The organism is Acinetobacter brisouii, from assembly GCF_008993995.1.
In the GTDB taxonomy this organism is placed as follows: Bacteria; Pseudomonadota; Gammaproteobacteria; order Pseudomonadales; family Moraxellaceae; genus Acinetobacter; species Acinetobacter brisouii_A.
In genome coordinates, this window is record NZ_BKNN01000031.1 from 1 (window position 1) to 21,023 (window position 21,023).

Annotated in this window: 18 protein-coding genes, 1 other RNA gene and 1 pseudogene; 8 read left to right on the forward strand and 12 right to left on the reverse strand. The window is 40.5% G+C overall.

The genetic code is table 11. The features are described 5' to 3' along the window. Nucleotides 1-161: 161 nt before the first annotated feature. A pseudogene (locus GBN19_RS08905) lies at nucleotides 162-302 on the reverse strand (IS256 family transposase); the annotation flags it as partial. A gap of 102 nt (nucleotides 303-404) precedes the next feature. Then, nucleotides 405-1,265, reverse strand: coding sequence for a YbgF trimerization domain-containing protein (locus GBN19_RS08910; protein WP_151777889.1), 861 nt, complete (start codon nucleotides 1,263-1,265; stop codon nucleotides 405-407). 275 nt (nucleotides 1,266-1,540) lie between these two features. On the opposite strand from GBN19_RS08910, the gene ffs reads away from it, so the two are divergent. Continuing rightward, nucleotides 1,541-1,637: signal recognition particle sRNA small type (gene ffs / locus GBN19_RS08915), an RNA gene on the forward strand. 9 nt (nucleotides 1,638-1,646) lie between these two features. Here the strand turns inward: ffs and GBN19_RS08920 are convergent. From GBN19_RS08920 to GBN19_RS08935, 4 genes are all read right to left on the reverse strand, one after another. Continuing rightward, nucleotides 1,647-2,132, reverse strand: a complete 486-nt coding sequence (locus GBN19_RS08920) for a regulatory protein RecX (protein ID WP_151777890.1) — start codon at nucleotides 2,130-2,132, stop codon at nucleotides 1,647-1,649. Nucleotides 2,133-2,189: 57 nt separating this feature from the next. After that, on the reverse strand, nucleotides 2,190-3,233 hold the full coding sequence (recA, locus tag GBN19_RS08925; protein WP_151711004.1) for a recombinase RecA: 1,044 nt from the start codon (nucleotides 3,231-3,233) through the stop codon (nucleotides 2,190-2,192). Nucleotides 3,234-3,376: 143 nt separating this feature from the next. Further along, nucleotides 3,377-3,820 (reverse strand): RNA-binding S4 domain-containing protein, encoded by a 444-nt coding sequence (locus tag GBN19_RS08930; protein ID WP_151711005.1) that lies wholly within the window; start codon nucleotides 3,818-3,820, stop codon nucleotides 3,377-3,379. Further along, nucleotides 3,804-4,496, reverse strand: a complete 693-nt coding sequence (locus GBN19_RS08935) for an HAD-IA family hydrolase (protein ID WP_151711006.1) — start codon at nucleotides 4,494-4,496, stop codon at nucleotides 3,804-3,806. The genes GBN19_RS08930 and GBN19_RS08935 overlap by 17 nt, the downstream gene beginning before the upstream one ends. Nucleotides 4,497-5,731: 1,235 nt before the next feature. Between GBN19_RS08935 and GBN19_RS08940 the strand changes: the two genes are divergently transcribed. The 7 genes from GBN19_RS08940 (at nucleotide 5,732) to prpF (ending at nucleotide 10,700) form a co-directional block, all read left to right on the forward strand. Beyond that, a complete protein-coding gene (locus GBN19_RS08940) occupies nucleotides 5,732-6,595 on the forward strand; it encodes a transporter (protein WP_151777891.1) in 864 nt (287 codons plus the stop codon). A 104-nt stretch (nucleotides 6,596-6,699) separates the two neighbouring features. Further along, nucleotides 6,700-6,975, forward strand: a complete 276-nt coding sequence (locus GBN19_RS16355) for a DUF6868 family protein (RefSeq protein ID WP_375707865.1) — start codon at nucleotides 6,700-6,702, stop codon at nucleotides 6,973-6,975. Beyond that, nucleotides 6,935-7,636, forward strand: coding sequence for a DUF1003 domain-containing protein (locus tag GBN19_RS08950; protein WP_151777892.1), 702 nt, complete (start codon nucleotides 6,935-6,937; stop codon nucleotides 7,634-7,636). The genes GBN19_RS16355 and GBN19_RS08950 overlap by 41 nt, the downstream gene beginning before the upstream one ends. A gap of 43 nt (nucleotides 7,637-7,679) precedes the next feature. Further along, entirely contained in the window at nucleotides 7,680-8,072 is a 393-nt protein-coding gene (locus tag GBN19_RS08955; protein WP_151777893.1) for a hypothetical protein, read from the forward strand. A gap of 64 nt (nucleotides 8,073-8,136) precedes the next feature. Further along, complete coding sequence (locus tag GBN19_RS08960) at nucleotides 8,137-8,802, forward strand: pseudouridine synthase (RefSeq protein ID WP_151777894.1); 666 nt, start codon at nucleotides 8,137-8,139, stop codon at nucleotides 8,800-8,802. A 127-nt stretch (nucleotides 8,803-8,929) separates the two neighbouring features. Continuing rightward, complete coding sequence (locus GBN19_RS08965) at nucleotides 8,930-9,307, forward strand: ribonuclease E inhibitor RraB (RefSeq protein WP_151777895.1); 378 nt, start codon at nucleotides 8,930-8,932, stop codon at nucleotides 9,305-9,307. A 208-nt stretch (nucleotides 9,308-9,515) separates the two neighbouring features. Further along, nucleotides 9,516-10,700, forward strand: coding sequence for a 2-methylaconitate cis-trans isomerase PrpF (gene prpF, locus GBN19_RS08970; protein ID WP_151777896.1), 1,185 nt, complete (start codon nucleotides 9,516-9,518; stop codon nucleotides 10,698-10,700). Nucleotides 10,701-10,793: 93 nt separating this feature from the next. Here prpF and GBN19_RS08975 read toward each other — a convergent pair whose 3' ends face one another. From GBN19_RS08975 to GBN19_RS09000, 6 genes are all read right to left on the reverse strand, one after another. Beyond that, nucleotides 10,794-12,815: an esterase/lipase family protein gene (locus GBN19_RS08975; protein WP_151710357.1), complete on the reverse strand. Its 2,022-nt coding sequence runs from the start codon at nucleotides 12,813-12,815 to the stop codon at nucleotides 10,794-10,796. 122 nt (nucleotides 12,816-12,937) lie between these two features. Then, nucleotides 12,938-13,864 carry an ABUW_2363 family tetratricopeptide repeat lipoprotein gene (locus GBN19_RS08980; protein ID WP_151777897.1) on the reverse strand — a complete coding sequence of 309 codons (927 nt, stop codon included), beginning with the start codon at nucleotides 13,862-13,864 and terminating at the stop codon, nucleotides 12,938-12,940. A gap of 102 nt (nucleotides 13,865-13,966) precedes the next feature. Next, entirely contained in the window at nucleotides 13,967-14,776 is an 810-nt protein-coding gene (gene cysE / locus GBN19_RS08985; protein WP_151777898.1) for a serine O-acetyltransferase, read from the reverse strand. Then, nucleotides 14,769-15,611, reverse strand: coding sequence for an RNA methyltransferase (locus GBN19_RS08990; protein WP_151710354.1), 843 nt, complete (start codon nucleotides 15,609-15,611; stop codon nucleotides 14,769-14,771). The genes cysE and GBN19_RS08990 overlap by 8 nt, the downstream gene beginning before the upstream one ends. Before the next feature lie 15 nt (nucleotides 15,612-15,626). Continuing rightward, nucleotides 15,627-19,199, reverse strand: a complete 3,573-nt coding sequence (gene dnaE / locus GBN19_RS08995; protein ID WP_151777899.1) for a DNA polymerase III subunit alpha — start codon at nucleotides 19,197-19,199, stop codon at nucleotides 15,627-15,629. Between the two features lie 357 nt (nucleotides 19,200-19,556). Beyond that, complete coding sequence (locus tag GBN19_RS09000; RefSeq protein WP_151777900.1) at nucleotides 19,557-20,987, reverse strand: pyridoxal phosphate-dependent aminotransferase; 1,431 nt, start codon at nucleotides 20,985-20,987, stop codon at nucleotides 19,557-19,559. Nucleotides 20,988-21,023 lie beyond the last annotated feature (36 nt).

A 21,023-nucleotide genomic window follows, 5' to 3' on the forward strand; every position in this document is an offset into this window, starting at 1 on the left:
GCTTTAACTACTCTTGGACACAGCCTATGCCTTTTTTCAGGTAATACATACATTTTTGAACTTTCTAATAAATGCTCTAAATGTCTAGGCAAATTACCTGCCGACTCTAAAGGCGTATGCCTCAATAGAGCCTGTAAATTATTTTGTGTAAGTTCCATTTTTTATAAATGATCTTTTAATCGATCATCGAACTGAATCGTAAACCAATTCATTGCTAAACGCCAATTTTGAATTGGCATCGTCCATTTCTTCGCAGCATTTGATGTTGCTAAGTAAATGACCTTCTTTACTGAGTCAAATGAGTGTATTTGCATACACTCATTTTTACAGCAATTTATCTTTTTTTGCTTAACTGACTGGCATTACATCATTATGATGCGCTTTTTTATGATAATTGACAGAGCTTATGGTTTTTTTAGATAGCCTGCTTCCGTAGATTTTGGAAATTGTTTCAGCAGTTGTTGTCGATAAAGGTTGGCAGAAACATTGTTATGATCAACATTTTTAGCAATGCTATAAAGTTGATATAAAGCACGAGGCGCCTTGGCTGACTGAGGGAATTGTTTAAACACAATTTCATAGTTCTTTTTAGCATTATTATAATTGGCAGGTTCTATTGCCAAATAAAATTCAGCGAGCCAAAAGTGTGCATTGCCAATATAAATGCTGTCTGGGTAATTCTTAATAAAATCCTGCATGGGTTTGATGGCTTGCTTAGCACCACCTTGTTTGTAGGCATCGAGTGCTAAGGTATAAGCATCCTTTTCACTCAGCGGCTTTTTTGCTGGGGGTACTCCTGCATCTGTTGTTGGTTTAGCTACAGAAGGAGGAGTTGTAGATGTGCTGTTTGGTGCTGTTGAGTTGTTGCTTGGAGTTGCATCTGATGCACTACTATCGTCACTGGTGGCGTCTTCAGAAGCTGCTGAACCATCATCTCCATCGACTTTTTGTTGAAGGAGTTGTAAACGTTGGTCTAAGTCATTGTAATGATTGTCTAGGTCTTGGCGCTGCTGATCAATCGTATGTTGTTGCTCTTCAATCATGCCTCGCATACTACGTACCTGATTTTCAAGTTGATCAATACGCTGCATGAGTTCCCAGTTCACATTGGTAGGAACATTGCTACTTGAAGAATTCGTTATTGTCATATTGGTTGAGCCGCTACTATTATTTTGACTCAATGAAACATTTTCAATCGGTGCAGCCAAGACTGCAGCGGTAGTGGTGGCTGCTAGCAGGGCACATGCTAACTTTTTAAGCTTCATATGAAGAACCTGAATAAATCAAAATAAGAAGGCAAAGCAAAAATGCTTGCTAAGATTTTAGCGTTTATTTATCAACTTTACTGGATTTAAAGCAAGTAAGCTTTACAAATTTTCAGCATTTCTTTGAGAGAGATTCAAGAGACACATCATTTTGGGCTAAAATAAAATCAATATGATTCTTTAATAATCAAACAGTTCTGATTTTATTAAAATCAATAAATTTTGTATTGCATGTTGATTAAAAATCTCTATACTTGTCGTTGTAATGGTAGCCCTGCTGGTAGCTTCGCAATTATACTCTGTGAACCCCGCCAGGACCGGAAGGTAGCAACGGTAGCAGATCTATGATGTGCCGAAGTTTCGCTAGTGGGGCTACCACCATTATTCTTCTTGTACACTTCTTCGTACAGCTTTCAAGATCACATCCATATCATATCCTCGATATTGCAAAAAGCGAATTTGCTTTGCTTGTAATTTTGGATCTTTTTCGACTTGAGTTCCATATTTTTTTACTTTAAGCCGATAAGCATGTTCTAACCAATCAGTTTCTTGTACTTGTTCTTGTATGTAGTCTTGATCGACCTCTTTTTGCTGTAAAGTTTGATAAATACGTCGTGGACCTTTGCCTTTGCGTATTTGGCTCGACAGGACTTGCTCGGCAACACGTTGGTCACTTTGATACTGATATTGACTGAGTTCTTCAATCAGTTGCTCAACTTCATTGTTGTCTTCAGCATACTGGTTCAGTTTAGTTCTTAATTCAGCTTTAGAATATTCACGTTTACACAATAAAGCATAGGCATAGCTACGTAGACGTGCGCCTTTCATGGTTTTTTGTGGCGGATGATCTGGGTTGAAATTGCGCATTTCAGGATTCCATAAAAATCAAAAAACGCCCCGTAGGGCGTTTTAGTGGAGTTTATATTAACTTTCTAAAAATTCAGCAGGTTCTTCATTCTCTTGATTTGAAGCTGCATTTGAGGTTGTTAATAATTGTTCACGAATCATACGTTCAACTTCTTGAGCCATGGCGGTATTTTCTTCTAAATAACGAATGACGTTATTTTTACCTTGCCCAATTTTATTGCCCTGATACGAATACCAAGCACCTGCTTTTTGTACAATTTCTTGTTGAACAGCAAGATCAACAAGTTCACCTAACTGGTTTACACCTTTGCCATATAAAATTTGGAAAAGTGCTTCTTTAAATGGAGGTGCCATTTTGTTTTTGACGACTTTGACTTTGGTTTCTGAGCCAATGATTTCATCGCCTTCTTTGACTTGTCCAACACGGCGAATGTCTAGGCGTACAGAAGCGTAGAATTTCAGTGCATTACCACCTGTTGTGGTTTCTGGGCTACCAAACATCACGCCAATCTTCATACGAATTTGGTTAATGAAGATCACCATACAGTTAGAGCGTTTCGCATTACCAGTGATTTTACGTAAGGCTTGGCTCATTAGACGTGCTTGTAAGCCCATATGAGAGTCGCCCATTTCACCTTCAATTTCAGCACGTGGTGTCAGTGCTGCAACCGAATCGACAACAATCAGGTCGATTGCGCCTGAACGGACGAGCATATCTGCAATTTCAAGCGCTTGTTCACCATGATCAGGTTGGGAAACTAAGAGGTTGTCAATGTCTACACCAAGCTTACGAGCATATTGTGGATCTAAAGCATGTTCTGCATCGATAAAGGCACAGGTACCACCAGCGCGTTGACATTGGGCAATCGCTTGTAAGGTCATGGTGGTTTTACCTGATGATTCAGGACCGTAAATTTCGATGATTCGCCCTTTCGGTAAACCGCCAATTCCTAGGGCAATATCTAAAGTCAGTGAACCTGTTGAAATGGCTTCGACAGCTTGTACGGTATTGTCACCAAGGCGCATTACGGTATTTTTACCGAATTGTTTTTCAATTTGACTTAAAGCGGCATTGAGCGCTTTGCTTTTATTCTCATCCATCTCACAACCTCAAAAACGATGTAAATGTGTCACTATACTCAAAGTGGATGTTTAGGTTTGTTGCATGTCCACGATGTTCATAGTGACAGAATTGATTTCGATTAGCTATATAAAATTGCTGTTCTGCGACATGATATGTCGTGCTAAGCATCATCATGATATGACCAATATTCAGCATACTGTTGGTCGTTTTCTTGTTTAAATTTGCCAATTTGGCGTCGATCTTTTTTGCTTGGTCGATGCTCAGGTCTTGCTAGGTTATTCATTTTTCGTTGTGTTGCAATCAGTTCCCGACGGGCGACACTGACCACGGTTTCTTCATAGAGTTGTTGTGCAATGGGGGCGGGGCCGCGTGTTTCTGTTAGCCCAATAATCATGACCGTTTTTTTATCAAAACCTTGCTGAATGGTGAGCTCCATACCTGCCCGAATTTCTTTGGAAACTTTTACCCGTTCACCTTGATGGTGGACTTTTCCGCCCTCAATCGCAGCTTTGGCTAGAGAGCGGGTTTTAAAGAAACGAGCGACCCATAGCCATTTGTCAACACGCATATGATCAGCAGGAGGGGTGTCATGCTGTTTTGTCATGGATATCCTTATATGGTCTATTCAATGAAAGTAACTCCAGTAGGTCGGTGAGTTCTTCAACCACTGGATAATCTAGTTTAGCACTATCTCGTGCAGGCTCAAGGCTAGAGGGCTGGGCAATGGTATAAAGCTGCTGAATTCCAAAGCGTTTAGCACTGTCGAGAACACGAGCAGTATCATCAATAAATACAGACTGTTTAGGGTCAAATGGGTAACGTTGTTGTAGTGTTGTCCAAAATTCTGGATGTTCTTTTGGATATCCAATACTTTCACTGCTAATAATCTGTTCAAAATATTTGCTCAGACCTGTCATTTGCATTTTTAGAGCCAGGCTTGCAATGTCGGCATTGGTTACAATCCAACACTGTTGTTTATGTTGCTTTAAGGCACGTAGCAGTTCATGACAGCCTGATCTCGCTTGAATTTTATGGCGAAATTGATGCTGAAGTTGTAGTACATCGCTACCTACGATTTCTGACCAAAATTTTGAAGAATACCATTGTAAGGTGTGCTGATGTTTTTGGTAAAACTGGAAAAGCTTTTCTTGGCTATCTGCGAGTGAGCATTGATGTTGGTGTGCATAATGCTGAGGTAGATGTTCATTCCATATAAATTGGTCAAATGCTAAATCTAACAGTGTTCCATCCATGTCGAACATGATGATTGTTTCATTCATTTAAGCTTCCTTAAAACTTCTCACAGTTTAATTTCTCTCCATAAAAATTTCTTTAGTTTTTGAAAAATAAGAGTATTTGTTTAAAAATTGGCTCTCAAAATATTTCAAAGTTCAACTCAGAAATTCATGTACCAAATATTTTTGTGTACATATTTAAGCAGATATATTGATGGATTAGAATTGTATATCACTTCAATATTTCAAGATTACTATGGTGCTTAGTGATTCTTGATTAAAGTCTAATGATGCAAAATTACCAGAAAAAGTGGCGGTTATTGCTAATTTGGACTTTTTTTCTGTCAGAATTTCTCCAAAAGGCAAAATTGTTTTTCAGTATTGCTATGGCTTCAATGTGAAGGCAAAAAGGATTGATGTGAGTATATATCGATTAATGAGTCTGAAAGATGTAAGAAATTAGATCTTCTAGATTGGGCAAACATCTTTGAATGATCATGACGAAGTCGTACTTTTAGTTCTCATTTGTATATAAACTTAAATTTATGCTGGTAAAAAAATGATAAATAGACTCTAATTTTGTAATTAAAATGCGATTAATTTTTATAATATGGAAATATTTTCCATTATTTTTTAAATTTAAGGTAAAAATTATCAAAATAACTCAAAAAATCTCTGACTAAGAAAAACAATCCCATCCTGAACTCCCTAAACTATATCTCAAGGGTGTGAAGGGGATCGAAAAGAGTAGCATGCACCAAAGCAAAGCGTATAACGCAAGTGTGTACTCACCCAAAAGGTCTCGATTCGGCTTAGGACGCTATAAATCAAGAGTTTATAGGCATAAGGTCATCACTTACAAAGTCATGGTTGTTGAAGTTATTCCCCTGACACCCTAAAAATCTTCAAAATCTTTCTATTTTTAAAAAAATAACAGGATTAAAAAATTATTGTCTGATGGCTAATTCATAGCTCAGTTACAAAAATATTGCCCAAAATCAGCCCATAAAATGTTTATTGAAAAACAAGGATAGTCTGTCGATGTGTTTAATTTTTAGTCAATCTAATTAATTTTCAAGTCAAGCCTAACAATTATTCTTTTTTCTAAATAATGTCATCATGAAAATTTATAGTTGGATCGTATAAAGTAAAAAAAAGTCATTACGACTATCGCATGACTTTTTTTGAGAAGAAAAACAGTAGATTAGAAAACAGTCATCTTTTGTCTAAAAATTAGACATTGTAAGACTAAAGTAGTTTGTTATTCAAAGGATTGGAATATGAAATTTTTGAAAAATAGCCTTGTTGCTATCGCGGTTTATCTGAGTTTAAGTCAAGTTCATGCTGTAGATTTGGATGCTGGAGATTATGACTATGCACCAAGCGGCTCCAATTTAGCCATTTTGTACTATCAACATGCCACGCGTGATGCACTTTATAGTGGAAGCGATAAGGTTGTAGGGAATTATGATCTGACTTCTGATGTGGGTATTGCACGTTATGTACATTATACCGATGTTGCAGGCATTCATATTGCCCCACAAATCTTGATTCCATTTGGACGCCTAGATGCTAGTAAGGATATTTCTGATTTGGGTTCAAGTCGTGGTTTGGGCGATATTGTTTTGGCCAACATTTTCTTTTTATATCATGATGCTAACACACATTCGACCTTTGGCATTACCCCCTATCTATTTTTACCGACAGGCGAGTATTCATCAAATAAAGCTCTAAACTTAGGTGAAAATCGTTATAAATTGAATATTCAGGCTGCTTATACCACACGTCTAGCGCCAAAGTTGGCTTGGGATGTATCTGCGGATATGACAGTTTATGGTAAAAATACCGACGCTGCGGGTGGCGATATCAAGCAGGATATTGGTTATCAGTTACAAACCAATACACGTTATTTCTTGAGTGATAAAGTCGATTTGCGTGCAGGAATTTCCTATAGCAATGCAGGCGATGTTAAACAGGCGGGTGTTACCACCGATGCTGCAAAACAAACCAAATTTTGGCTGGGTACAGGGATTAGCCCAACACCAACAACCCAACTGATCGTGGCATATGGACGTGATATTAAGGTTGAAAATGGTTTTAAAGAAGATAATCGTATTAACTTAAGGTTTTTAAAAGCATTTTGATTTAACTAATGAAAATATATCATTAATTTTCAGTTCAACTGTGATCTATATTTTTAGGAACTTTCGGTTTATGCGCATGGTATCTGCCTTGTCGGAGAGATACTATGAGTTATGAGTTTCTAAGGCACGTTTTACAATACGCTACTTTAATCAATTACATTATTCTTATTTTTTGGTTTTTGATGTTGGTATTTGCACGACCATTTTTAAAACGTGTACATACACAGTGGTTTCATTTGTCAGATAATCGATTTGACATGATTAACTATGCAGGGATTGCCATAAAACGGTCAAATCTTGCTATCATGATGGGCATAAGATTAAAAACATCAGTATATTATGGATACTCGAACTCCACTTCATTATTGTGCGGTATGTAAAAAACAATTTCCTTTAAAAGCACTTGTGCCAAGTGATGCGATTCGTGATGTGATTATAACGGAAATCCGTAAGGATTATCCTGAGTGGTCATCAAAGAGTTTTATTTGCCATTCGGATTTAACGCATTATCGTATTCAATATGTTCATTCTTTACTGAGATCTGAAAAAGGCGAGCTGACCGATCTAGAGCGAGAGGTCATTAGCAGTATGCAGTATCATGAATTGATCAGTAAGAACATTGAAACCGAATTCGATCAAAATTGGACATTTGGAGAGAAGCTTGCCGATAAAATTGCCAGTTTTGGAGGGAGTTGGTCGTTTCTGATTCTTTTTGGGCTTTTTTTGATCATTTGGATTGTGATGAATACGGTGGTTTTTATCGTTCATCCTGTTGATCCTTATCCATTTATTTTGCTAAATTTAGTATTGTCCTGTTTAGCCGCGATTCAAGCGCCCATCATTATGATGAGCCAAAATCGGCAAGAAGCCAAAGATCGCTTGCGTTCTCAACATGACTATCAAATTAATCTCAAGGCGGAATTAGAAATTCGCCATTTACATGAAAAAATAGATCATTTGCTTTCACATCAATGGGAACGACTGGCACAAATTCAAGAAATTCAATTGGACTTGTTGACTGAAATGAATAAAAAACACTAGATAGGATATCGCTATGTGTTTAACACTCATTAGAATTTTATATATGCCTGCACAAAGGTTATTACAGGCGAACGATCTGCCTCGCCTGTGTCGGCTTGCGCCACGCTGTCGAAATTATTGTGCAGTTCTTTGTGTTGTGGCATTTTTGTTGGCAGTGGCTATTTTAGTGATATATCGCCAATTGCCTTTTGTGCTTGTACCCAAATTAATGCTGGGTTGTTTTATTGTCTTTGTTTTGAGCGCCATGTTTGCTTCGCGGTTTGGACGGCTGTGCAATGCAGAAATCAATCCTGAATACGCAGTGCAAATTGCCAATATGGTCGAACAAAATACGCAATGTGCCGCCTATTTGACTCAAGTCCGTCAGCAAAATCGTCCATTTACCCGTCTAGATCTAGAACAAATGTCGAAGTTGTACTTATATCGCCGTAGATAACAATATTGACAGGGTATAGAGGCATTGCTATGTTGCCCACCTGTACACGTTTGTGAAAATCCCCATGCCTGTCGATCCTTCATTTGTTTATTGCCCACCTCAAGATCCATTACATATTGTTTATGAAGATGCTGATTTATTGATTATTCATAAATTAGCAGGTTTACTTTCGGTTATGGGGCGTTTGCCTGAGCATCAAGATAGTGCTTATTTACGTGTTTTGGCAATATATCCGCAGGCTAAAGTCACACATCGTCTAGACATGGCAACCTCTGGTCTACTGATTTTTGCTAAACATCGCGATGCAGAAGTAGCGATGAGTAAATTGTTTCAGGCACGTCAGGTGACAAAACACTATATCGCTTTGGTACAGGGTCAGATTCCGCTTCAGGGTTCGGTTGATGTCCCACTCATTACAGATTGGCCAAATCGCCCGAAACAAATGGTCAGCTTTGAGCATGGTAAAACAGCCAAAACGCTTTTTGAACGCATCAATTACAATGCTGAAACCAATATCAGTCGTGTTAAGTTGACACCTATTACAGGACGTTCACATCAACTGCGTGTGCACATGGCACACATTGGGCATCCTATTATGGGCGATGAGCTGTATCATCCTGAACCTAAAAGATTTACTTTGCCTCGTATGGCATTGCATGCCTCGTATCTGGCATTTCAGCAGCCTTTAACTCGTCAGAATATTGAACTGGATTTACCAGCCTCATTTTAACTGCTAAATATGTATCAAATTGTTAAATTGTTGACAATATTTTTTATTGAATAGATCGTAAAATTGCAATAAAAATGAGCTAAGCTGTATTTTATAACAACAGCTAGTTCACGATAAGGGCACAACAATGACACGCGATTATCAACAATTTCCTGAAAACGACAATGGCAATCTCTTGTGGCAAATGTTTGAAGATGGTAGTGACCTCAATGAACCTTATGAGGTTGAATTTACCATTGTCTTTGAACAGCAGCAGCATGCCGATCAATGTGCGCTACATTTACTGCATCAAGAACAAAAAATCTCATTATATCAAGAGGATCAGCAAGAAGATCAAACTCATTTATGGGTACTCAATATTCATATTAATATGATTTTAGAGCATGATGATTTGGTGGATTTAGAGGAATGGTTGGGGCATATTGCTGAACAATTCTCTGGTCGTTATGACGGTTGGGGCTGTATGAGTTATCTATTTGATGATGAAGATGACGAAGAAGCATGATTTGACTGAAGATTACTTGCTTTAAAAAGGTCTAAGTTGATGATCAACTTGGGCTTTTTTTTATGGCAAAATAATATTGAAAAAAGGCTGGTTTTTACCGAGTTCCCCCATAGTCGAATAGAATTGTCGACAATTTGGCTTCATGATATTGTCTAGACTCATGCAAGGTGAGTTATTTTTACAATATAGAAGATAGGAAAATAAGGAAATGGCTGCTCAGAAACAAATGACAATTCCAGCAACATATATGCGTGGTGGAACCAGTAAAGGCGTGTTCTTTAACCTGAAGGATCTGCCCGAAGCAGCTCAAGTGGCAGGTGAAGCACGCGATAAAATTTTATTACGTGTGATCGGCAGCCCAGACCCTTATGCAAAACAAATTGATGGCATGGGGGGCGCAACTTCCAGTACCAGTAAAACGGTGATTGTTGCCAAAAGCCAACAGCCTGAGCATGATGTCGATTATTTATTTGGACAGGTGGCTATAGACCAAGCTTTTGTCGACTGGAGCGGTAATTGTGGCAATTTATCTGCGGCAGTGGGGCCATATGCGATTCATCAAGGTTTGGTGGACGCCAGTCGAATTCCTGAAAATGGCATTTGTACAGTTCGGATTTGGCAGGTCAATATTCAGCAAACCATTATTGCCCATGTGCCGATTGTAGATGGTCAAGTTCAGGAATTGGGTGACTTTGAACTGGATGGTGTGACATTTCCTGCGGCAGAAATTGCACTGGCATTTTGCGAAGCAGTTGACCCTGAAGCAACGATAGGCATTTTCCCGACAGGAAAACTCAAAGAACAGCTGGATGTTCCAGATGTTGGCTCATTTGAAGTCACCATGATTCATGCGGGTATTCCAACGGTCTTTTTACATGCTGAGGATTTGGGTTACACAGGTACAGAACTACAACAAGCAATTAATAGTGATGCTCAAGCACTTACTAAACTTGAAAAAATTCGTGCATATGCTTCACTCAAAATGGGCTTAATTACTGATTTGTCAGAAGCTGAGACCCGTCAGCATACGCCTAAAATTGCTTTTGCCGCCCCCGCGCAATCCTATGTGAGTTCGAGTGGAAAGACTGTAAATGCATCTCAGATTGATATTGTGGTACGTGCTATGTCGATGGGTAAACTGCATCATGCCATGATGGGAACGGCAGCGATTGCCATTGCAGCAGCAGCTTGTGTTCCCGGAACGATTGTTTATGAAAAGAGAAGTTCAAAAACAGGCAATAAAGTCTGTTTTGGTCATCCATCTGGAACATTGACTGTCGGTGCTGAAATGGTCGAACACAATGGCGTCTGGCAAATGCAGCAAGCGATTATGAGCCGCAGTGCTCGTATTTTAATGAAAGGTGAAGTCTATTTGCCAGCCAATACTTTTTAGAGATTTGTTTTAAGTCTTGATAGGCTGAAATCATCTAAAAATAAAAAAGCAGGAAGTTGTCCGTTTAAACAACATCCTGCTTGTTGGGAGCCGTTATTTACTTGCAGTTGCCTGATATAAACCATGCTGAATTAAGTGTAAGCGTAAAATACGACGTAATTCTAAAACAGCTTCAGGCGTTTCTTGTATAGAGTGACCACCGTGAATAATTTTCTCAGATGCAGCGCCTGCCAAATGGGCGCTACTATAAGGAACGACACCATCAGTAATTTTTGCGGGATCATTACTTTTACTATCATTTCCAATAATAGAATGGAAAACAAAACCTTTTGGTGGATTCACATTTTCAGTCAAAGCAATAAATTTAGATTTATAGCTTAAATCACTTGGGCCATTTTGAATAATGCCTTGATTGAGTTCTTTGAGGGTATTTTTAATACTGAGATCACCTTGCAATGTATCGCCTATAGCGCCAATAAATACACTCGGTACACGAATAATTCGTCGAGCCATTTTGGTAAACCATAAATCCGCAAAAGCTGTACCACGGTTGGGTGAAGATAAGAAAATTGCTCGATCGAAGTTGGTAATAGGTTGAATATTCAGGCGTTTTTTTACAATTGGATCATTTTTATATTTACGAAATAGATTGCCTTTATTCAAGGTTTTAAATGCAGCATCACTCAGATCAGCATTGCTCACCAATAAACGTGCAATAATTCCGCCCATAGAATGGCCAATTAAAACCGCATCCGTAGCAGCAGGTGCTTTGGGATTAATTAAATCGAAAGATTGTTTTAATAAGGCATAAATCTGAAAACGACTTTCCATGATGGGCATATTGGTTGAGTAAAAAACCTGCCAGACCTGATAATGCTCACGTAAAACTGGATCTCCCATGATGTCGTTGGTTAAACGAATCCAAGCTTCGGGACTACTGGCTAAACCATGAACCAGTACAATCACTTTCTTATTTGGATTAAAAGGCTCAAGCATATATAAATGTGGCATTGCCAAATTCTGGTCTCGATCAATCAGAGTTAAATAGGCTGATTTTCCCAGATTATTTTGTGCCAGCCATAAACCATAAGGTGCAGAAAAATTGGCAGCCAATGGGTAAGAGTGCTTTTCTATGTCAATACGATTATAGCGATAGGGGTCATGAACTTTGACCATCATGGGTGTATCGTTGAGTAAATCTTTTAAACTGGTATTTGCTGCGGGTTCAATGGTGATGGTCGTTGCCAAATAACGTGGGGCACGAATGTTGGGATTTTGTCCATTTTTAAATTTGTAGTTGAGAGGATCAATAATATATTTATTTTCCTCATCCGTTTTTTGTTTGGGTAAAATGACAACAAATTCAGAGCCAAAACCATCACGGCGGTTGATGGAGCGTAGACCTGAAAAGTTCAGGTTATAACTTGAGAGATAACTTTCAATTGGCTGATTTGCCAAATCGGGATAATCACTGAAATCTAAACGATAGTCACTATTGCCAATCTGGACGCTAGGTGGCAAATGTTTTTGTTCATCAATACTTTGAGCGGGATAAGCCGAAGCAAGTTTGGCGATTGCCTGATTATAAAAATCTCGAATCTGGACTTGGCGGTTGTCAAAAATACGTTGTTGCGGCTCACGGTTAGAGTGAAATAAATACGCATAACTATAGCGAATACTGCGATCAAGCATCGCTCCTTCTTGTTGAATGCAGTCCGTATGTAGTTTTTGCTGATGTTGATGTTTTTCCGATGGGTTTTCTTCGGCTTTGGGATGGCTTTTACATGCAGATGAATTTTCGAGTTGTTTCGCTTTGGCAAGATATAACTCACTTGCGGTAGAAAACAATTGTTCTTGCGGAATCTGTGGAATTTGTTGTAGATCAGCCAAGCAGGCAGTGGGATCATCCATACAGCTTTTGGCTTCCCGACCTGTCATAGAAAGGACATTTAAACTGGCTTCACTGAGTTTGTCACGCGTTAAAATACTGTCACGTTCATTGGAAATGGTGACATTGAATGCCTGCTGCTTGACGTTGACCACTTGGCAGCCACTGACCAGTAGGCTTGCAACAAGGGCAAAAAGAAAGAATGTCGTTTTGAATTTCACATGCATAACGGCTAAATCTATAACAGATTAGGGAATATAAAGAAGCATACGAAATTGTTGGTATTTTTCAATGTAAAAAATATTAAAAAGGCGACTATTTTAGTCGCCTTTTTTAAATCATCTCAGTTTTAGTAGCGACCTTGCTTCATTGCAGTAAGGTTTTCCCAAACATTGGTGCGACCTTGTTTTTGGATTTCCATCGTTAAACGATCAACAACCTGAGTTTCTTCAGGATATTTGACTTTGTAGTTGTTGAGTGTGGTTAGCGCATTTTTACGCTGCTCAAGGAATAAATAGTTATTTACAGCAGATAGATAAGCTTCTTGTACGTTTGCTTTCATGGCTTTATCTAAATAAGGAATCGCTTCACGTTGACCACCCCCTTCAGACAGCGAGAAGCCAAACCAGAAGTTTGTCGTTGGATCATTTGGACTCATTTTTAATAAGCGTTGTGCATATTTGAGTGATTTAGTGGTGAATTGAGTTCCCAAGTCGAGGTTACGCGCCATTACACTGACTTTAAATGCACGAATGAGCACATCGTAAGAGGCATTGTCATTAGCGGCGAGGGTATCTAGTTGAACGCTAATTTCTCGTAATTTAGATTCAAAACCACGACGTTCATTACGATCTGTAAATTGAGGTGGGTAGTGGCGGGCTTTACCTTCAACCAATTGCAAAAAATCATCAATCTGAGTGACATCGAGTTCATCTTGACCTGCTAATGGCACATATTTCATGCTCGCCTGTTTGCTATTGAGTGTCGGTACAATAAGGCGGTTTGTATCAAAAGTTGCTGTTTTACTTGGGTCGGTATGGCTCGTCGCAATCATTTTAGTGACAGGCGCTGCCGCAGCTTGTTTGAGGTCGACTTCAAAGGCTGGAGGCGCAGTGTAGTTAAATGGATTTAATGCATAAAACGCAGGGCTAACATCGGGTTCATTAAACACAATCGGGTCATTGTTGTGAGAATTATTATTTTTTACAGCAACGGAACTACATGCTGAGAGAAATGTTGCGGTCATCAACATGGTTGCTATAGGTTTTAATCTCATCTTGGTATTCCAATCTAATTGAGGTAAACATGTGTCAGCAGTCTAAAAAAAACCAAAACAGCATACAAGCGCAAGCATGTAACAGTATGCTATTTCTTGGGTTTAAGTCTGTGACTGTCGAGTTTGTGACTCACATTCACGGCGCACTTCTTCAATGATTTTTAACTCTTCAGCACTGTACGGTTGCTGTTCAGTTTGTTGCTTTTTAAATGTCGGATCAAGCAGTGACAGGCGTTGGCAAAGGGTATTCATGCGCTGCTCATTGCTTTGCATGCGATCCATTAACACACGGATACCTTCCAAAATTGGGTCGGTCTGGTCTTGAGATGCTGCATAAGGTTGAAAGCCAATTTGCTGTGCATAGTCACGACGACGTGCTTCTTCAACATTCTTGTCTTTATCTTTATAGATATAACGGGCAGGGTTGCCAACAGCCGTGACACCTTCAGGCACTTCTTTGGTGACCACTGCGTTTGAACCGACTTTGGCATTTTTATGCACAGTGAATGGCCCTAAAATTTTTGCGCCAGCCCCAATAATCACGCCATCTTCAAGGGTTGGGTGACGTTTGCCTTTATTCCATGTTGTACCGCCGAGCGTAACCCCATGATACAGCGTGACATCATCACCAATTTCAGCAGTTTCACCAATCACCACACCCATACCGTGATCAATAAAAAAACGGCGACCAATTTTTGCCCCTGGATGAATCTCAATCCCTGTCACAAAACGGCTAAAAGAGGATAAAGCACGCGCACTGCCTTTACAGTTTTTCTTCCAGAGTTCATGTGCCATGCGGTGCATAATCAAGGCATGAATCCCGGGGTAAGTGGTCAGGACTTCTAAGGTGTTACGTGCAGCTGGATCTCGAGCAAAAACAGCATTTATATCTTCTTTGAGCTGCTTAAACATGGGGTTGATCCTCCTTATCTGTTGATTTTTTCCATTTGCCTTGGCTGAGTGCTTGTACACGGGTAAAAATTCCACGTAACAAGTTGTATTCCATACGATCCAGTTGAATTCTGCCGAATAAGCGGCGCAAGCGTAAAGGAAGCAGCCTTGGATTATTTAGATCTAAAAACTCAATTTCTTCAAGCATTTTTTCTAAGTGTGGATAAAATTGTTGCATCTGTTGCTGCGTCACCAATGGCTCATCCCAGTGCATATCAATCTGATTATTGACAGGCATGCTTTGTTCATCAGGATTATCTTGTTGTTCGTAGGCGAGTGTTGCCATACGCAGTTCATAACAGATAATTTGAATGGCTTGAGCCACATTTAACACGCCATATTCAGTATTGACAGGAATGGTGACGTGGAAATTTGCCAGTGCGAGTTCTTCATTGGTCAAACCACGATCTTCACGTCCGAAAATAATCGCAACTTCTTGCCGCTGATGAACAACAGCCTGTAATGCTTTTTCACTGGCAGGACGAACATCTAGCAATGGCCAAGGAATGGTACGACTGCGCGCACTGGTGCCAAACACCAAATGACAGTCAGCAATCGCATCTTCAAGTGTTTCAACAATTTCAATCTGTTCAATCAGATCGGTTGCACCCGCGGCTAAAGCATCGATATCAGGATGAGGATAGGTCTTTGGTGCAACCAGAACCAGTTTACTTAAGCCCATGGTCTTCATGGCACGTAAAGCGCTACCAATATTGGCAGGTAAAGTGGTGTTGACCATGACAATACGCACATGGTTTAAATGCGATGACACCATCGCATTATCAAAAGTTTTCATAGTTATTCCAAGATCTTACGAATATTGATTGACTTCAGCTTGATATAAATCAAGAGCTTCATCCATGCTCATGTCGGCAGGTGGTGGTGGGACATTCACCACTTGAGCTTCTTCAAGGCTAATGGCTTTTGCTGCCTTAGACTTGACGTGGTATTCCACATAGAGGGCATCTTTCCCAAAATAATCCCGCAGTTTACGCAGTGCATCATCGGTTGGTGCAATTTTCCAGTGATCAGCGAAATGCAGTTCTGCCTGTGCATAGCTAAAATCGAGTTTGAGTACTACAGGAATGTGTTGATAGTCTGGCAATTGCTTAAACGGTTGCAATAATTGCTGTAAATCTGTTGATAAGCTTGGGCTAAAGCTGTGCTCATCGAGCTTGATTTGAATATTTTGTGCACGTTTTTGACGAACTTCGTTCAAATCAAAGGCTTTAGTTAAACGCGCCATTGGGCGTTCAAAGCCTTCACGCTCATAAATTTCACCTTCAATGATCACCACACGCTCATTTTGAATGACTTCTTTAAAGCGTTGGAAGCGTTCATGGTTACAACTGACTTCAATACGCGCAGTCCCGTCATCGAGTGTGACCATCATGCGGTTCGGGAAGTTGGCAACATCCATCACTAAACCTGCAAACACGGTGGTTTGACCACGGCGAGTTGGGCTAAGTTCACTGATTTTACTTGGAATAAAGGCTTTTAACTCAGGGCGATAGACATCTATCGGGTGACCTGTTAGGTACAAACCAAGTGTATCTTTTTCACCTTTGAGGCGAACTTCGTCTGACCACGGCTTGACGGGTTTTGCAGGTTTACGTTGAACTTCTTCAACTTCACCAAACAAATCCATAATGCCTGTTTCACGGTTTTGACGAGCCTGTTCAGCCGCTTGTACTGCTTCAGGAAGCTGAGCCATCAGACTCGAACGTTCAATGCCTAGACAATCCAGTGCACCCGCACGAATCAGTGCTTCAAGGGTACGTTTATTGATTTTTTTCAGGTCAATGCGGTGACAGAAATCGAATAAATCCTGATAAGGGCCATCTTTTTCGCGTGAATCAATCACCGATTGCATGGCTTGCTCACCCACACCTTTAATTGCCCCTAGACCATAAACAATGGTGCGTTCAGCACTGGCATGGAAATGATACAGCGACATATTCACCGATGGCGGTAACACTTCAAGACCATTGGTACGGCAGTCATCAATCAAGAATACGACGTTGTCCGTGTTCTGCATTTCCGATGACATCACCGCTGCCAAGAATTCAGCAGGGTAATGGGCTTTGAGCCATGCAGTGTGGTAAGCAACCAATGCATAGGCTGCGGCATGTGATTTGTTAAAACCGTAGCCTGCGAACTTTTCCATATAGTCGAAGATATGGTTGGCTGTGGCTTCATCAATCTCTTTTTTGGCTGCACCTTCAATGAAGATTTGGCGCTGTTTGACCATTTCCTCAGGTTTCTTTTTACCCATTGCACGGCGGAGCAAGTCTGCACCACCGAGCGTATAGCCTGCGCAGTACTGCGCTGCCTGCATCACCTGTTCCTGATATACCATAATGCCGTAAGTTGGTTCGAGCACACCTTCTAACAGTGGATGTAAATACTCAAACTCGCCGCCGTGCATACGGTGAATAAAGTCAGGAATCAGATCCATTGGTCCTGGGCGATATAAGGATACAAAGGCAATAATTTCTTCAAATTTGCTTGGGCGTGCTTCTTTCAGCATGCGCTTCATGCCGACGGATTCAAACTGGAACACCGCTGTGGTATTGGCTTCAGCAAAGATCTCGTAGGCTTTTGGATCGTCTAAAGCCACATGTGAAATCAGCAACTGGTCGTCAGCAGCACGACGCTTGTTAATGTTCTGTACTGCATCTTCAATGACGGTCAGGTTACGTAAACCCAAGAAGTCGAATTTGACCAGACCTGCAGATTCCACGTCATCTTTATCGTACTGGGCGACGCGGTTCGTGCCATCGGCATCACAAAGTACCGCAGAGAAGTCGGTAATTTTGGTCGGTGCAATGACTACACCCCCCGCATGTTTACCTGTATTTCGGGTAATCCCTTCGAGTTTGAGTGCCATTTCCCAGATTTCTGAGGCATCGTCATAGTCAGGGTTCGATGGATTGGTCACCATATCTTTGAGTTGTGGTTCCATTTCAATCGCAGTAGCTAAGTCCACACCGAGGGGTTTGGTCGGCACCATTTTGGAAATACGGTCAGCAAGACCATACGATTTTCCTAAAACACGCGCCACGTCACGAATCGCACCTTTAGCCGCCATCGTACCAAAGGTAGCAATTTGCGATACCGCATCACGTCCATAATGGCGAGCCACGTAGTCGATGACGCGGTCACGCCCTGCAATACAGAAGTCGACGTCAAAGTCGGGCATCGAAACACGTTCAGGGTTCAAGAAACGTTCGAAAAGCAAATCGTAACGCAGTGGGTCAAGGTCGGTAATTTTCAGACTAAATGCCACTAGTGAGCCTGCACCTGAACCCCGTCCTGGGCCAACGGGAACGCCATTATTTTTCGACCACTGAATGAAGTCCATGACGATTAGGAAGTAACCTGGAAAACCCATTTTGAGAATAATATCAACTTCATAGCGGATACGTTCATCATAAGGTTTGCGAATTTCAGGCCAGTCTTCACCACGTTTGGCACTTGGGTAAAGCTGTTCTAAACGTTCTTCTAAGCCTTCTTTAGACAAATGTTCAAAATAACTGTCGATGGTGAAGCCATCAGGAATTGGGTAGTCAGGCAAGAAGTATTTGCCTAAACGTAAGCTGACATTACAGCGTTTGGCAATCTGAACGGTATTCTCAATTGCGCTTGGAATGTCAGCAAACAGTTCAATCATTTGCTCGGCAGTTTTAAAGTACTGCTCTGTGCTATAAAAACGCGGACGGCGATCATCGGCTAACACATAACCATCGGCAATACATACCCGCGCTTCGTGTGCTTCAAAATCTTCTTCAGTAATAAAGTGCACGTCATTGTGAGCGACAACACCGACCTGATATTTGGCCGCCAGTTTAATCGCTTCATTAATAAAATCTTCTTCGTTCGGGCGGTTAGTACGCGTCAGTGCAAAGTAAACCCGATTGCCAAATTTTTCATGCCATTCTTGAAAGAGCGGTTCGGCTTTTTGCGGATTGGATGAGCAGAGCAGTTGACCAACATCGCTATGTAAGCCTAGCAGGACAATAATGCCTTCGTGCTGATTGAGTATCCATTCTTTTTTGACACAAGGAATATCGAGTTGTTGTCCTTCGATATAACCTTGAGAAACCAGTTCAGTAATGCTACGCCAGCCGTGATTGTCAATTGCAAGCAAGGTGGCTTTATGCTCGGCATCGTTCAGGCGAATCGTGCTGCCTAAAATTGGCTTAATGCCTTTGCCTAGACAGGATTTATAGAACTTGACTGCTGCATGCAGATTCGATAAATCTGTCAATGCCAAGGCAGGCATGTCTTGTTTTACCGCAGTTTTAATCAGATCAGGTATACGAACAATTGATTCGGTAATCGAAAATTCTGTATGAATACCAAGATGTACAAACTGCTGCATAAAAACGTCCTTCGCGAAAGCAACGGCTATTTTAACATGCTATTTCTACAATTTAAGCCTGTAATTTTTCTTTGTGGAAAATCTATGCAGTTTTGATCAAAAAGATCCTGAAGTCGCAGACTTTGGAATCTATTTCTTTTGATTCATGAAAACCGCTATCCATTAGGTTTAATCATTTGAAATACAGGGGTGATTGAAAGCTTTCTTTGATCAGTTCAGTCTACTTGATGGAATTAAGTCCTAAATTCCTTCTAAATGCTGACTGAAGCGAGAGTTGAAATTTATTTTATTTATTAGACGAATTTAAAGCAGTCTTTATAAAAAAAGACTGCTTTTTTACATCAAAGGAAATAAAGCTTAACGTAATGTTGCCAAGAAGCGCCCAATACGACGAATTGCTTCACGAAGTTCATTTTCTGCTGGTAAGAAAACGACACGGAAATGGTCTGGTGTTGGCCAGTTAAAACCTGTTCCTTGTACCAGTAGTACTTTTTCAGCACGTAACAGCTCAAGCATCAACTTTTCATCATCTTGAATTGGATAGACTGTTGGGTCTAGACGAGGGAAGCAGTACATCGCACCTTCAGGTTTAACACAGCTCACCCCCGGAATTTCATTCAGCATTTGCCATGCAATATTACGCTGTTCATACAGACGACCATGTGGACGAATCAGGTCATTAATCGATTGATAACCGCCAAGTGCTGTTTGAATCGCATATTGTGCTTGATGGTTGGCGCAAAGACGCATTGAAGCCAACATATCTAGACCTTCAATATAGTCGGTTGCACGTGATTTATCACCTGTAATGACCATCCAGCCTGCACGGAAACCTGCAATACGATAGGCTTTAGACAAGCCGTTAAAAGAAATACACAGTTGATTACCTGCAAGCGATGCCAAGGCAACATGTTCAATACCGTCATAAACGATTTTGTCGTAAATTTCATCAGCAAATAAAATCAGGTCATATTTTTTAGCTAAAGCCAAGATCTGCTGCAAAATATGACGTGGATACACCGAACCTGTTGGGTTGTTTGGGTTAATTACGACAATCCCGCGGGTATTTGCCGTGATTTTGCTTTCCATATCCGCAATATCTGGATACCAGCTATTTTCTTCATCACATTTATAGTGAATTGCTGTACCGCCTGATAAGTTCACTGCGGCTGTCCAAAGCGGGTAGTCAGGCATTGGAACCAGCATTTCATCGCCGTCGTCAAGCAAACCTTGCATTGCCATGACAATCAGTTCAGATACACCATTACCGACATACACATCATTGACGTGCATGTTGAGAATGCCTTTTTGTTGGTAATACTGGCAAATCGCTTTACGTGCAGGGAAAATGCCGCGCGAGTCGGTATAGCCAATCGCATTCGGCAAATTTAACGCAACATCATTAATAATTTCTTGAGGCGCTTCAAAGCCAAACGGGGCAGGGTTGCCAATATTGAGCTTGATAATCTTATGCCCTTGTTCTTCCATCTCATTGGCCGCTCGTAACACGGGTCCACGAATGTCATAGCAAACATGCTCAAGTTTTGATGACTTTTTAATTTCGCGTGGGGTTTGAATCGTGTTCGTCATTTTGATGGTCTCGGAAGGAGTGGAGTTCACTTTTGCATAACGATATAAATAACTTTTAAATGTTTCAGTTGTTACTAGGTCAAGATGATGTTGATCTCGAAGTAAGCTAACAATTTTTTCATGCGTAAATCCTGCCTGCTGATACTGTTTGATCACAGGCAGCAGATTTTTAAAAATAACGCTCTTTTTTTGCGACATTTTTTAATCCTAAGCAAGAATGGCTGTAAGAGTACC

Bases quoted from the DNA above. Each gene is read 5' to 3' on its own strand.
- GBN19_RS08955 (WP_151777893.1), top strand. From the start codon at position 7,680: ATGCCTGCACAAAGGTTATTACAGGCGAACGATCTGCCTCGCCTGTGT.
- dnaE (WP_151777899.1), bottom strand. From the start codon at position 19,199: ATGCAGCAGTTTGTACATCTTGGTATTCATACAGAATTTTCGATTACC.
- GBN19_RS08910 (WP_151777889.1), bottom strand. From the start codon at position 1,265: ATGAAGCTTAAAAAGTTAGCATGTGCCCTGCTAGCAGCCACCACTACC.
- GBN19_RS08990 (WP_151710354.1), bottom strand. From the start codon at position 15,611: ATGAAAACTTTTGATAATGCGATGGTGTCATCGCATTTAAACCATGTG.
- cysE (WP_151777898.1), bottom strand. From the start codon at position 14,776: ATGTTTAAGCAGCTCAAAGAAGATATAAATGCTGTTTTTGCTCGAGAT.
- GBN19_RS09000 (WP_151777900.1), bottom strand. From the start codon at position 20,987: ATGTCGCAAAAAAAGAGCGTTATTTTTAAAAATCTGCTGCCTGTGATC.
- GBN19_RS08920 (WP_151777890.1), bottom strand. From the start codon at position 2,132: ATGCGCAATTTCAACCCAGATCATCCGCCACAAAAAACCATGAAAGGC.
- GBN19_RS16355 (WP_375707865.1), top strand. From the start codon at position 6,700: ATGAGTTATGAGTTTCTAAGGCACGTTTTACAATACGCTACTTTAATC.
- GBN19_RS08930 (WP_151711005.1), bottom strand. From the start codon at position 3,820: ATGACAAAACAGCATGACACCCCTCCTGCTGATCATATGCGTGTTGAC.
- GBN19_RS08940 (WP_151777891.1), top strand. From the start codon at position 5,732: ATGAAATTTTTGAAAAATAGCCTTGTTGCTATCGCGGTTTATCTGAGT.
- GBN19_RS08950 (WP_151777892.1), top strand. From the start codon at position 6,935: ATGGATACTCGAACTCCACTTCATTATTGTGCGGTATGTAAAAAACAA.
- prpF (WP_151777896.1), top strand. From the start codon at position 9,516: ATGGCTGCTCAGAAACAAATGACAATTCCAGCAACATATATGCGTGGT.
- GBN19_RS08960 (WP_151777894.1), top strand. From the start codon at position 8,137: ATGCCTGTCGATCCTTCATTTGTTTATTGCCCACCTCAAGATCCATTA.
- recA (WP_151711004.1), bottom strand. From the start codon at position 3,233: ATGGATGAGAATAAAAGCAAAGCGCTCAATGCCGCTTTAAGTCAAATT.
- GBN19_RS08935 (WP_151711006.1), bottom strand. From the start codon at position 4,496: ATGAATGAAACAATCATCATGTTCGACATGGATGGAACACTGTTAGAT.
- GBN19_RS08975 (WP_151710357.1), bottom strand. From the start codon at position 12,815: ATGCATGTGAAATTCAAAACGACATTCTTTCTTTTTGCCCTTGTTGCA.
- GBN19_RS08965 (WP_151777895.1), top strand. From the start codon at position 8,930: ATGACACGCGATTATCAACAATTTCCTGAAAACGACAATGGCAATCTC.
- GBN19_RS08980 (WP_151777897.1), bottom strand. From the start codon at position 13,864: ATGAGATTAAAACCTATAGCAACCATGTTGATGACCGCAACATTTCTC.